The following is a 12,515-nucleotide window of genomic DNA, read 5'->3' as shown; positions in this document are numbered from 1 at the left end:
ACTATCGCACCAGCGGTGTCTCAACCTGCGGGAGACCGGGTTGGCCGACCGGGTGCCGTGTTTTAGAATGTGGGCATCGCGTTCCATATATTGAGACACAAGGAGCTGTGCACCATGCCCACCGATACCCGACGCTGGGTGATGCTCGCAGCCTCCCTCCTCGGTGCGATGGCGACCACCTGTGTCGTCAGCGGAGTCGCGTTCCTCATTCCGGAGTTGCACAGAACCGAAGGCCTCTCACTGGCCCAGGCATCCACTTTGGCGGCCGTACCCATGGTCGGATTGCTGCTGTCGACGATCGCGTGGGGGTTCGCGCTGGACCGTTTCGGAGAACGCCGAATCCTGTTGCTGTCGCTGATCCTGACCGTCGCCGCGACCGGATCGGCATGCCTGGCAGACGCGCTCGACGCGTCAGAGTTCGTGCTGGGCGCACTCCTGCTCGTCGCCGGCATCACCTCTGCGGCGACCAACGGGGCCGGCGGCAGGATCGTTGTCGGCTGGTTCCCGCCCGAGCGTCGCGGGACGGCGATGGGCGTCCGGCAGATGGCACAGCCACTGGGTATCGGAGTCTGCGCTCTGACCATGCCCGTGCTGGCCGAAAAATACGGCGTGACAGCGGGTTTGGCTGTTCCCTTTGCTGTGACCATCCTCGCCACGATCTTTGTCGCGGCGGTGATCATCGACCCGCCCCGCGAGAAGATGGCCGATGGATCGGCGATCACGTCACCGAACCCCTACCGGGGAAGCGCGTTCTTGCCGCGAGTGCACGGGGTGAGCATCCTGCTGTCGATTCCCCAGTCGATGCTCTGGACATTCGTTCCGGCATGGCTCATCGTGCAGCACGAGTGGTCGGCACTGACCGCCGGCGTACTCGTGACGATCAGCCAGGTACTCGGCGCGTTCGGTCGCATCGCGGCAGGCCGGTGGTCGGATTCGTGGGGCTCCCGAACCAAACCCATCCGCCTGATCGCGATCGGTGCAACGGCATCGGTGGGCCTGTTGGCATTTACCGATTGGCTCGACAGCCCGACCGCGGCCCTCGTCATGGTCGTCGCCAGTGTCATCACGGTGGCCGACAACGGGTTGGCGTTCACAGCCATCGCAGAGTTCGCCGGCCCGCAGTGGAGTGGCCGCGGCCTGGCGATACAGAACACCGGGCAGTACCTGTGGATGGCGGCGTCCACCCCGGTATTCGGCGTGGCGATCGGCACGTTCGGCTATCCGGCGGCGTTCCTGCTCTCAGCCGCCGCACCCGCGGTCGCGATCGGTCTGGTACCGGCGGACGAGGAACGCAAAACCGCGGTCACCGTGTCCTGAGCGTTCGTCTCCAAGAAATTCGCGCCACCTGGGTGCGTACGCGCCAGTTGTATCTGGCGCGAACGCACGCAGGTGGCGCGAACTCGTGAAGTGGGTTCAGCCGAGAGCGGCGCGGATCCTGGAGCCGACCTCGGTCGTGGTCACCGGGGTGTCACCCCGGCTCGCCAGGTCGGCGGACACGGCCTGATCGATGCGGTCTGCCTCGGCGTCGTGTCCGAGATGCCGCAGCAGCAGCACGACCGACAGTATTGCTGCTGTCGGATCGGCCTTGCCCTGCCCGGCGATGTCCGGTGCGCTGCCGTGGACCGGCTCGAACATCGACGGATTGGTGCCGGTGGCGTCGATGTTGCCCGACGCCGCGAGGCCGATGCCGCCGCTGACCGCGCCGGCGATGTCGGTGATGATGTCGCCGAACAGGTTGTCGGTGACGATCACGTCGTAACGACCCGGGTCGGTGACCATGTAGATGGTCGCCGCGTCGATGTGGTTGTACGCCACCTCGACATCGGGATATTCGATCGCGACCTCGTCGACCGCCCGCTTCCACAACGACCCGGCGAACGTGAGCACGTTGGTCTTGTGGATCAGGGTCAGATGCTTACGGCGATTCTGTGCACGCGCGAAGGCGTCACGGACAACCCGGTCGACACCGAACCGGGTGTTGACACTGACCTCGGTGGCGATCTCGTGCGGCGTGCCGACGCGAATGGCACCACCGTTGCCCGTGTACGGGCCTTCGGTGCCCTCGCGGACGACGACGAAGTCGATCGCGGGATTGCCCGCCAGCGGCGACGCGACACCCGGGAAGAGCTTGCTCGGGCGCAGGTTCACGTGGTGGTCGAGTGCGAACCGCATCTTCAGCAGCAACCCGCGCTCGAGAATGCCGGGTGTCACCGACGGATCACCGATGGCGCCCAGCAGAATTGCGTCGTGGCCGCGAATGGCGTCGAGATCCTCGTCTGTCAGGAGCTCACCTGTGCGGTGGTAGCGCTGTGCGCCCAGATCGAACTCGGTGGTCTCGACACCGGGCAGCACCTGATCCAAGACGGACAACGCCTCGTCGATGACCTCGGGGCCGATACCGTCACCCTTGATGACTGCGAGCTTCATGACAGGTCGACCTGTTCGATCAGGGTGGCCTCGACGGCCTCACCGATGGCCGTGATGACGGCGTCCGGGATCTGCTGACTCACTCGCAACAAGATCGTGGCGCCTTCGCCCTCGGCGTCCTGAGACAGACCGGCAGCCTGGATGTCGATGCCGGCGTTGCCGAGCAGGGTGCCGATCTTACCGAGCGAACCTGGCTGATCTCCGTAGGAGACGACGAGGTTGAGGCCCTCGGCACGCAGGTCGAAGTTGCGGCTGTTGATGTTGACGATTTTCTGGACCTCGGCCGGCCCGGAGAGGGTGCCCGCCACGTTGAGGACCGTGCCGTCGCCGAACACTGCTCGCAGATCGACGAGATTGCGGTGGTTCGGGCTCTCGGACGCGGTGGTCACCTCTGAGGTGACGCCGCGCTCGGCAGCCAACGACGGAGCGTTGACGAACGTGACCGGCTCTTCGATGACCGCCGAGAACAGACCTCGCAGCGCGGAGAGCCCCAGGACGTCGACGCTCTTGACGGCGATCTCACCGCGAACATCGACCGTGAGGTTTGCCGGTACCTGACCGGACAGGGCACCGACGAGGACACCGAGTTTGCGGACGAGTTCGAGCCACGGTGCGACCTCGTCGTCCACGGTGCCGCCGGTGATGTTGACGGCGTCGGGGACGAAGTGGCCCGCCAGCGCCAGCCGCACACTCTTCGCGACATCGGTGCCCGCGCGGTCCTGCGCCTCGGACGTGGACGCTCCGAGGTGCGGGGTCACCACGACCTGAGGGAGTTCGAACAGTGGCGAATCGGTGCACGGCTCGGTCGCGTACACGTCGAGGCCTGCGCCGAAGACGTGCCCGGAGTTGATGGCGTCGGCAAGGGCCTGCTCGTCGATCAGTCCGCCGCGCGCGGCGTTGACGACGATGACGCCCTTCTTCGTGCGGGCCAGTTCGTCGGCACCGATCAGACCCAGCGTCTCAGGGGTCTTGGGAAGGTGCACCGAGAACATGTCTGCGCGTTCGAGCAGTTCGTCGAGCGTCACCAGCTCGATGCCGAGCTGCGCGGCGCGCGCCGGGGACACGTAGGGGTCGTAGGCGATGATGTTGGTCTCGAATGCAGCCAGACGCTGGGCGAACAGCTGGCCGATTCGGCCGAGGCCCACGACGCCGACCGTCTTGCCGAAGATCTCGACACCGTTGAACTTCGAACGCTTCCAGGTGTGCTCGCGCAGGGTGGCGTCGGCGGCGGGGATCTGACGCGCCGCGGACAGCAACAGACTCACTGCGTGCTCGGCAGCCGTGTGGATGTTCGACGTCGGGGCGTTGACGACCATGACACCACGCTCAGTCGCCGCCGGGACGTCGACGTTGTCGAGGCCGACACCCGCACGGGCAATGATCTTGAGATTCGGTCCGGCCGCGAGGACCTCCGCGTCGACCTGCGTCGCGGAACGGACGAGGATGGCGTCGGCATCCTTCACCGCTTCGAGCAATTTGGGACGATCTGGCCCGTCGACCCAGCGCACCTCGACATCCTCACCGAGGGCGGCAACGGTGGACTGTGCCAGTTTGTCGGCGATCAAGACGATTGGGCGGCCGGTGGGGCTCACGGTTTTTCTCCTGCGGTCAGGCAATGTCCGGCGCATTACGCCGGACTCACGATGGTGGCAACTCCAGCGATCAGCTTAGTGGCCGCCCGCGGTGCGTTCGCCCCCGGCCTCTTGCTCGCAGAACGCGCGGACCTGCGCCGATGCTGCATAACGATTCGCTCCGAGGTAAACCGCCGGTATGTGACATGCATTACCGTTATATTGCAACCGGGCCGGGGGACGGAACGCAGCACAGTTCGACCGTTGATGCCGCGATCCACGAGGACGCCCGTATACGAATTGGGGATCGAATGCTCAGGAAACTGCTCGCTCTGTGCGCGGCACTCGCGACTGTCGCTCTCCTGCTCAGCGGGGTGAGCACCGCAGCCGCGGCTCCGTCGAAGGTGGCGCTGGGCGGCGGGTCGGGAATCCTCGTCCTCAGAGGTGGCAACAGTGCGTCGGCGTGCACACTGACGACCATCGGCTATGACAACAAGGGCGGGTTGTACGGCTTGACGGCAGCCCATTGTGGCGAAGGCGGCCAGCGCGTCGCCTCCGAACAGCAACAGAACCGCGGCGTGCTCGGTCGCATCACCTTCTCCAACCACAAACTCGATTACGCGGTCATCTCGTTCGACCAGGACAAGGTCGTCCCCACCCGGACGGTCGGTGGTGTGACCATCCGCGGCGTGCAGACCACGCCTCCCAACTTCGGAGCCATCGCGTGCAAAGAAGGCCGGACCACCGGCAACACCTGTGGCGTCACCTGGTTTTCCAACGGCGTCGAGCACATCAGCCAGATCTGCGTCACCGAGGGAGACTCCGGAAGTCCGGTCGTCGTCGGCGACAGACTCATCGGCATGGTGAACGCCTACTACTTCGTCGGATGCATCGGCCCCGAGACAGGCACCAACATCCGGCCGATCCTGACGGACCTGCCCAAACGCGGCGTCGAGGGCTTCCGCGTCTTCTGATCGGATTCTCTTTCGGCTGCCGTCCCGGACAACCCGCAATCTCCTTCTGCCTCGGTTACGGTCATCACACCCCCGCTCCTTCGGGGCCGGCGTCGGGAATCGAGAAACCAATGGTCCGCAGGGCGGTAGTGGCACTGATCGGCGCACTCGCCGTGCTGACCGGTTCCGCAATCACTCCCGCCGCCGCGATCCCCGCCCACGCGAAGGCACCGCTCGGCGGCGGCACCGGGATCGTGATCGAGCAGTGGGACGGCACTGCGGCCATCTGCACGCTGACCACCATCGGCCATGATCAGGACGGCAACCTGATCGGTCTCACCGCCGGTCACTGCGGGGACCCGGGGCAATCGGTCCTGTCGGAACTGTGGCCGGTGAAGCACCCACTCGGCGTGATCGCGGAGGTCGACACCGACCTCGACTACGCGCTGATCCGATTCGACGAGCGCCGTGTCGAACCCCTTCGAACGGTGGGCCGGGTGACCATCGATTCGGTTCAGATGGCGCCGCCGCGATTCCCTGACATCGCCTGCAAGGACGGCCGGACCACCGGACACACCTGCGGCGTCGTCTGGATCTCCGGCCATGAGGTCCACATATCGCAGATGTGTGTCATCGAAGGCGACTCCGGCGCTCCGGTGGTGCTCGGCGACCGACTCGTCGGCATGGTCAATGCGTACTTCGAAGTCGCCTGTGCGGGCCCGGAAAAGGGAACCAACATCGGCCCGATATTCAGGGATCTAAGAGCCCGAGGGATCACAGGGTTTCGGTTGGCGTGAGTCAGGTGGCCGTGTCACCCGTTGTGGCTGTGTGAGCAGTCAGGTCACCAGCTGTGTCTGAGTGAGCAGGCCCGTCACCTGCTGTGTCTGAGTGAGCAGGCCCGTCACCTGCTGTGTCTGAGTGAGCAGTCGGGTCACCAGCTGTGTCTTTTCGCTCCGCTTCGCTACGCGGGGTGTGCGGCCCTTTATCGCGTGCTCTTCCTCCGTCGACTCAGTCGCTGCGCTCCCTCGCTCCTCCGTCCAGAGCACGCGGGCCGCACACGGGCGGTGTCAGTTTTAAAGAAGCAAACCCCGGACCTAACGGTCCGGGGTTTGAGTGGTGAAGCTCAGAGCTGCTGGTATCAGGCAGTTTCGGTGATCGGACGATCAACCCAGCTCATCAGGTCACGCAGTTTCTGGCCGGTGACCTCGATGGGGTGTTCAGCGTTCTGCTTGCGCAGGCTTTCGAGCTCCTTGTTGCCGCCTTCGACGTTGGCGACGAGGCGCTTGACGAAGGTGCCGTCCTGGATGTCCTTGAGGATGCCCTGCATGCGCTCTTTGGTACCGGAGTCGATGACGCGGGGACCGGAGACGTAGCCACCGAATTCGGCGGTGTCGGAGACCGAGTAGTTCATGCGGGCGATGCCGCCTTCGTACATGAGGTCGACGATGAGCTTGAGCTCGTGCAGCACCTCGAAGTACGCCATCTCGGGCGCGTAGCCGGCTTCGACCATGACCTCGAAGCCGATCTTGACGAGCTCTTCGGTGCCGCCGCAGAGCACGGCCTGCTCGCCGAAGAGGTCGGTCTCGGTCTCTTCTTTGAAGGTGGTCTTGATGACGCCCGCGCGGGCTCCACCGATGGCGGCCGCGTAGCTCAGGGCCAGCGCTTCGCCGTTGCCCTTGGGGTCCTGATCGACCGCGATGAGGCAGGGAACGCCCTTGCCGTCGACGTACTGACGACGCACGAGGTGGCCGGGACCCTTGGGGGCGACCATGCCGACGGTGATGTTGTCGGCCGGCTCGATGAGGTCGAAGTGGATGTTCAGGCCGTGGCCGAAGAACAGCGCGTCGCCGTCGTTGAGGTTGGGCTCGATCTCGTCTTTGAAGATCTTGGCCTGCGAGGTGTCGGGGGCGAGCACCATGATGACGTCGGCCCAGGCGGCGGCCTCGGCTGCGGTGAGCACCTTGAGGCCCTGCTCCTCGGCCTTGGCGCGCGATGCGCTGCCCTCGCGCAGACCGATCACGACCTCGACGCCCGAATCACGCAGGCTCAGCGAGTGCGCGTGTCCCTGGCTGCCGTATCCGATGACCGCAACCTTGCGGCCCTGGATGATCGACAGGTCGGCATCGTCGTCGTAGAACATCTCGACTGCCACTTGACTTCCCTTCTTCGGTGAATCTCCCGGCCCTCTTTGGCCAGGGATCAGTACTTGGTTTCGATATCTAGCGAGTTGCCGACATGCTCTTCGGTCCGCGGCCCAGGGCGACGATGCCCGACTGGGCGATCTCCCGGATGCCGTACGGATCGAGCATCTTCAGCAGCGCCTCGAGCTTGTCCGGGGTGCCGGTCGCCTCGACGGTGATCGATTCGGGCGACACGTCGATAACTTTCGCACGGAACAGGTTCACGACTTCGATCACCTCTCCGCGCGCCGAGGCGTCGGACCGCACCTTGATCATCATCAGTTCGCGGGCGACCGAGGTCTCCGGATCCTGCTCGACGATCTTGATCACGTTGATCAGCTTGTTGAGCTGCTTGGTGACCTGCTCCAGTGGGAAGTCCTCGACCGAGACCATGATGGTCATGCGCGAGACACCCTTGAGTTCGGTGGCGCCGACCGCGAGCGACTCGATGTTGAACCCGCGACGCGAGAACAGCGAGGACACCCGGGCGAGGACACCCGGCCGGTCCTCCACGAGCACGCTCAGGGTGTGGTGTGTGGTGGTCACTGCTGCTCGCCTTTCTCGTCGGATTCGCGCTGCGAACCGACCGCTTCGACCCCGCGGACATTGCCGGCGGTGGCCTGGGGATCCTGACCGGGCTCGGTGGACGCTTCGGCATCGTCGTCGAACAGCGGACGGATGCCACGGGCGGCCATGATCTCGTCGTTGCCGGTGCCGGCGGCGACCATCGGCCACACCTGTGCGTCGGCACCGACGACGAAGTCGATCACGACCGGGCGGTCGTTGATGGCACGCGCTTCGGCGAGCACGGCGTCGACGTCTTCCTCACGCTCACACCGCAATCCGACACAGCCGAGCGCTTCGGCAAGCTTCAGGAAGTCCGGGATGCGCACCGATGACTCGGTGTTGTGGGTCGACAGATTCGTGTTGGAGTACCGCTCCTCGTAGAAGAGGGTCTGCCACTGCCGGACCATGCCCAGGTTGCCGTTGTTGATGACGGCGACCTTGATGGGGATGCCTTCGATGGCGCAGGTGGCCAGTTCCTGATTGGTCATCTGGAAGCAGCCGTCGCCGTCGATGGCCCACACCTCGGTGTCGGGCATGCCCTGCTTGGCGCCCATGGCGGCGGGCACCGCGTATCCCATGGTGCCCAGTCCCCCCGAGTTGAGCCAGGTTCGTGGCTTCTCGTACGAGATGAACTGCGCCGCCCACATCTGGTGCTGTCCGACACCGGAACAGTAGATCGCGTCGGGCCCGGCAGCCTTGCCGATCGCCGAGATGACGAACTCCGGCGACATCGAACCGTCCGCGGGACGGTCGTAGCTCAGCGGGTAGGTCCGCTGGATCCCGTCGAGGTACGACCACCAGGTGCTCAGGTCGGGCGCCGCGGTGGTGGTGGCGCGCTCGTCGCGCACCGCCTCGACCAATTCGGAGATCACCGCGCCGCAGTCGCCCACGATGGGGACGTCTGCGTGCCGGTTCTTGCCGATTTCGGCGGGATCGATGTCCGCGTGGATCACCTTGGCGTCCGGGGCGAACGAGTCGAGCATGCCGGTGACGCGGTCATCGAAGCGCGCGCCGAGGGTGATCAGCAGATCGCTTCGTTGCAGCGCGGCCACCGCGGCGACGGTGCCGTGCATTCCTGGCATTCCCAGATGTTGCTTGTGGCTGTCCGGGAAAGCGCCGCGGGCCATGAGGGTGGTGACCACGGGGACGCCTGTCAGTTCTGCGAGTTCGAGGAGTTGTTCGGAGGCGTTGGCCTTGATGACCCCGCCGCCGACGTACAGCACCGGTGAGGTGGCTGCCGCGATGAGCCGCGCCGCCTCGCGAACCTGCTTGCCGTGCGGTTTGGTGACGGGCCGGTAGCCCGGCAGGTCGAGCTGGGGCGGCCACGAGAACGTGGTCTGCGCCTGCAGCACGTCCTTGGGGATGTCCACCAAAACCGCACCGGGACGGCCACTTTCGGCGATGTAGAAAGCTTCGGCCATCACCTTGGCGATCTCGGCGCCGTTGTTGACGAGGAAGTTGTGCTTGGTCACCGGCATCGTGATGCCGGAGATGTCGGCCTCCTGGAAAGCGTCGGTCCCGATGAGCGAGCGACCCACCTGGCCGGTGATCGCGACGACGGGAACCGAGTCCATCTGGGCGTCCGCGAGCGGGGTCACCAGGTTGGTGGCACCGGGACCCGAGGTCGCGATGCACACTCCGACGCGACCGGTCGCCTGCGCGTACCCGGTGGCCGCGTGACCCGCGCCCTGCTCGTGGCGGACGAGAATATGGCGGACCTGCTCGGAGTCGAGGAGCGGGTCGTAGACCGGCAGCACTGCGCCGCCGGGAATACCGAACACAGAGGTGACGCCGAGCTCTTCGAGGGCGCGCACTACCGCCTTCGCGCCGCTGACACGTTCCGGCGCCACCGTGCGCCGGGTTGCGGCCGCGGCCGCAGTTACTGGCGAGCCGTTACCTGACTGGCGCCGCGGCGCTGCGGGCCCTTTGGCCTGCTGCGATCCCGGACCGCCTGGGTGCGACCCCGGCTGGGTGCGTGCTGCTGGTGCGCTCACTGCACTTCCCTCTGCTCTGACGCTGCGGCCTGGGCCGCGCACGTCGGTGGACAACAAAAAACCCCCGACAGCAGGTGCTGTGCGAGGGTGGCGCGTCGATGCTTTGTGAGTACTCGTTGTACTCGGTCAGGCGTTGACGCGCCGGCCGAGTACGAGAATCTGTTTTTGCATCACAGTGAGCCAGGCTAGGACTGTGTGCTGCAGTGAGTCAAACTTGACCATCTCGTATCCCACATGATGGGACACCCCCTGCGGGATGAAACAATGGCGGCGTGTCTGAACCCCAAGCCATCGAGTTGCCCGCGGAGTTCCGCATTCACCCGATCGCGTACTTCGCCGTCTTCATGATGGGTGTGTCCGCGCTCGTACTGGCAGGTGTGTCACTGCCCTACCTCGGCTGGACGCTGGCCCTTCCGATCGTGGTGGCCATCTGGGTGCGACGCCTGCGCACCATCGTGACCGAGGACGGCGTGACATCGGTGACGCTGCGCGGACGCAGGTCAGCGACGTGGGACCAGATCTCAGGGCTGCAGTTCCCGCGTTGGGGTGCCGTCCGCGCCGTACTGGACGACAAATCGCATCTCATCCTGCCCGCCATCAGTTTCCGGGATCTGCCGCGACTGTCGGCCGCAAGCCGCGGTCGCATTCCTGATCCCTACGCCATCGACAGTCCCGACGCCGAACGCATCGACGTCGAGGCGCCGCCGAAGAAGGCGACGGACAAGTCCGTGCCGACACCGAAATCGGGCACCGCTCCCGATCCCGCCGCACCGCAGCAGAGCTCGACCAGGCCAACCGATCTGGCCGGCAAGGACGTCGACAAAGGCATCGACAAGGCCTCGGAGTAGCCTGAACTGCGCAAGTTCTCCCCCGCGCAGCCCGTGGGCGGAGTCGACCCGAGCCAGTCGAGGAACGAATAGCCATGCCGCAGTTGAGGTCACGCACAACCACCGTCGGTCGTAACGCAGCCGGAGCGCGCTCGCTCTGGCGCGCCACCGGCATGACCGACGACGACTTCGGCAAACCGATTGTCGCGATTGCGAATTCGTACACCCAGTTCGTACCCGGCCACGTCCACCTCAAGGATGTCGGTGAGATCGTCGCCGACGCGGTTCGGGCCGCCGGTGGTGTGCCCCGGGAGTTCCACACGATCGCCGTCGACGACGGGATCGCGATGGGCCACGACGGGATGCTCTACTCGCTTCCGAGCCGCGAGATCATCGCGGACTCCGTCGAATACATGGTGAACGCGCACACCGCCGACGCCCTGGTCTGTATCTCGAACTGCGACAAGATCACCCCCGGGATGCTCAATGCCGCGATGCGGCTCAATGTCCCCACCGTGTTCGTGTCCGGCGGGCCGATGGAGGCCGGCAAGGCCGTGGTCGTCGATGGCACCGTCCATCCGTCCTCGGACCTGATCACCTCGATCTCCGCGTCGGCCAACGACGCTGTCGACGAGGCCGCCCTCCGCGAAGTCGAGCTCGCGGCATGCCCCACCTGTGGATCGTGTTCGGGCATGTTCACGGCCAACTCGATGAACTGCCTGACCGAGGCCCTGGGTCTGGCGCTACCGGGCAACGGTTCGACACTGGCCACGCATGAAGCGCGACGGGGACTGTTCACCAAGGCAGGCCAGGTGATCGTCGAGGCGGCGCTGCGTTACTACCGCGATGACGACGAGTCGGTGCTCCCCCGAAACATCGCCACGCCCACCGCCTTCCGGAACGCCATGGCCCTCGATGTCGCCATGGGTGGATCCACCAACACCGTCCTGCACGTGCTCGCCGCCGCACAGGAGGGTGAGGTCGAGGGCTTTGACCTCGGAGTCATCGACGACATCAGCCGCAAGGTCCCGTGCCTGTCTAAGGTCTCCCCCAACTCCGATTACCACATGGAAGACGTTCATCGGGCCGGTGGAATCGCGGCCATCCTCGGCGAGCTGCGCCGCGCGGGTCTCATCGACGACACGGCGAGTACCGTTCACTCGCCCACCCTCGCGACGTTCTTGGACGATTGGGACATCCGCAGCGGCACCGCCACCGACGAGGCGCTCGAGCTGTTCCACGCCGCTCCGGGAGGGGTGCGCACCACGACCCCGTTCTCGACGGAGAACCGCTGGAGTTCCCTCGACACCGACGCCGCGGGCGGATGCATTCGCGACCTGGAACACGCCTACACCGTCGAAGGTGGCCTGTGCGTACTCAAGGGCAACCTCGCTGTCGACGGCGCCGTGCTGAAGACCGCCGGCATCGACGAGGACCTCTGGCACTTCCAGGGTCCGGCGCGGGTTGTGGAGTCGCAGGACGAGGCCGTGCAGGTGATCTTGAGCAAGACCATCAAGGCCGGTGAGGTCCTGGTCGTGCGCTATGAGGGCCCGGCGGGCGGTCCCGGAATGCAGGAGATGCTGCACCCGACCGCGTTCATGAAGGGCACCGGCATGGGCAAGAAGTGCGCGCTCGTCACCGACGGCCGGTTCTCGGGCGGCTCATCAGGACTCTCGATCGGACACGTCTCCCCTGAAGCCGCCGCGGGCGGGGTCATCGGGCTCATCGAAGACGGCGATCAGGTCCTGATCGATGTGAAGACCCGCAAACTCGAGGTTCTCGTCGACGACGAGGTACTCGCCGACCGCCGCGCGAAGATGGATGCCGCCGAACGGCCGTGGCAGCCGAAAGAGCACCGCGAACGCAAGGTGACCACGGCTCTGCGCGCCTACGCCAAGCTGGCCACCTCGGCGGACAAGGGTGCGGTCCGTCAGGTCGACTGACCCGATTGTGGTGGGTTCTGGCGAGTGTTTCCGCAGGTCGCGGTCGCCAGAAC

Annotated in this window: 10 protein-coding genes; 5 read left to right on the top strand and 5 right to left on the bottom strand. The window is 65.6% G+C overall.

The features are described from left to right. Window positions 1-114 precede the first annotated feature (114 nt). A complete protein-coding gene (locus J3S28_RS12825; protein WP_207841138.1) occupies window positions 115-1,317 on the top strand; it encodes an MFS transporter in 1,203 nt (400 codons plus the stop codon). A 96-nt stretch (window positions 1,318-1,413) separates the two neighbouring features. On the opposite strand, the gene J3S28_RS12820 is transcribed toward J3S28_RS12825, so the two are convergent. After that, window positions 1,414-2,427, bottom strand: coding sequence for a 3-isopropylmalate dehydrogenase (locus J3S28_RS12820; RefSeq protein ID WP_207841136.1), 1,014 nt, complete (start codon window positions 2,425-2,427; stop codon window positions 1,414-1,416). After that, window positions 2,424-4,019: a phosphoglycerate dehydrogenase gene (serA, locus tag J3S28_RS12815; protein ID WP_084894244.1), complete on the bottom strand. Its 1,596-nt coding sequence runs from the start codon at window positions 4,017-4,019 to the stop codon at window positions 2,424-2,426. Before serA ends, J3S28_RS12820 begins: the two co-directional genes overlap by 4 nt. Window positions 4,020-4,309: 290 nt before the next feature. Here serA and J3S28_RS12810 point away from each other — a divergent pair, with 290 nt between their 5' ends. Then, window positions 4,310-4,972, top strand: a complete 663-nt coding sequence (locus tag J3S28_RS12810; protein ID WP_207841134.1) for a chymotrypsin family serine protease — start codon at window positions 4,310-4,312, stop codon at window positions 4,970-4,972. Between the two features lie 110 nt (window positions 4,973-5,082). Next, complete coding sequence (locus J3S28_RS12805) at window positions 5,083-5,748, top strand: chymotrypsin family serine protease (RefSeq protein ID WP_207841132.1); 666 nt, start codon at window positions 5,083-5,085, stop codon at window positions 5,746-5,748. Between the two features lie 341 nt (window positions 5,749-6,089). Here the strand turns inward: J3S28_RS12805 and ilvC are convergent, their stop codons facing one another. The 3 genes from ilvC to J3S28_RS12790 form a co-directional block, all read right to left on the bottom strand. Next, a complete protein-coding gene (ilvC, locus tag J3S28_RS12800; protein WP_206186722.1) occupies window positions 6,090-7,091 on the bottom strand; it encodes a ketol-acid reductoisomerase in 1,002 nt (333 codons plus the stop codon). Between the two features lie 79 nt (window positions 7,092-7,170). Further along, window positions 7,171-7,677: an acetolactate synthase small subunit gene (gene ilvN / locus J3S28_RS12795; protein ID WP_084894248.1), complete on the bottom strand. Its 507-nt coding sequence runs from the start codon at window positions 7,675-7,677 to the stop codon at window positions 7,171-7,173. Beyond that, the gene (locus tag J3S28_RS12790) at window positions 7,674-9,692 is read right to left on the bottom strand and encodes an acetolactate synthase large subunit (RefSeq protein ID WP_207841130.1); all 2,019 of its coding nucleotides are present in this window, start codon (window positions 9,690-9,692) and stop codon (window positions 7,674-7,676) included. Before J3S28_RS12790 ends, ilvN begins: the two co-directional genes overlap by 4 nt. 272 nt (window positions 9,693-9,964) lie before the next feature. Here J3S28_RS12790 and J3S28_RS12785 point away from each other — a divergent pair, with 272 nt between their 5' ends. Both J3S28_RS12785 and ilvD read left to right on the top strand, forming a co-directional pair. Beyond that, window positions 9,965-10,540: a PH domain-containing protein gene (locus J3S28_RS12785; protein ID WP_307797089.1), complete on the top strand. Its 576-nt coding sequence runs from the start codon at window positions 9,965-9,967 to the stop codon at window positions 10,538-10,540. A gap of 74 nt (window positions 10,541-10,614) precedes the next feature. Next, on the top strand, window positions 10,615-12,462 hold the full coding sequence (gene ilvD, locus J3S28_RS12780; RefSeq protein WP_207841128.1) for a dihydroxy-acid dehydratase: 1,848 nt from the start codon (window positions 10,615-10,617) through the stop codon (window positions 12,460-12,462). Window positions 12,463-12,515: the final 53 nt, after the last annotated feature.

The organism is Williamsia soli (assembly GCF_017377795.1).
GTDB classification, from domain to species: Bacteria; Actinomycetota; Actinomycetes; order Mycobacteriales; family Mycobacteriaceae; genus Williamsia; species Williamsia soli.
Note: the sequence above shows the minus strand (reverse complement) of the source record. Positions and strands in the feature narration are given on the sequence as shown.

Excerpts from the sequence above, each read along its gene's own strand:
- J3S28_RS12825 (WP_207841138.1), top strand. The coding sequence starts at position 115 with ATGCCCACCGATACCCGACGCTGGGTGATGCTCGCAGCCTCCCTCCTC.
- J3S28_RS12820 (WP_207841136.1), bottom strand. The coding sequence starts at position 2,427 with ATGAAGCTCGCAGTCATCAAGGGTGACGGTATCGGCCCCGAGGTCATC.
- J3S28_RS12810 (WP_207841134.1), top strand. The coding sequence starts at position 4,310 with ATGCTCAGGAAACTGCTCGCTCTGTGCGCGGCACTCGCGACTGTCGCT.
- J3S28_RS12805 (WP_207841132.1), top strand. The coding sequence starts at position 5,083 with ATGGTCCGCAGGGCGGTAGTGGCACTGATCGGCGCACTCGCCGTGCTG.
- ilvC (WP_206186722.1), bottom strand. The coding sequence starts at position 7,091 with ATGTTCTACGACGACGATGCCGACCTGTCGATCATCCAGGGCCGCAAG.
- ilvD (WP_207841128.1), top strand. The coding sequence starts at position 10,615 with ATGCCGCAGTTGAGGTCACGCACAACCACCGTCGGTCGTAACGCAGCC.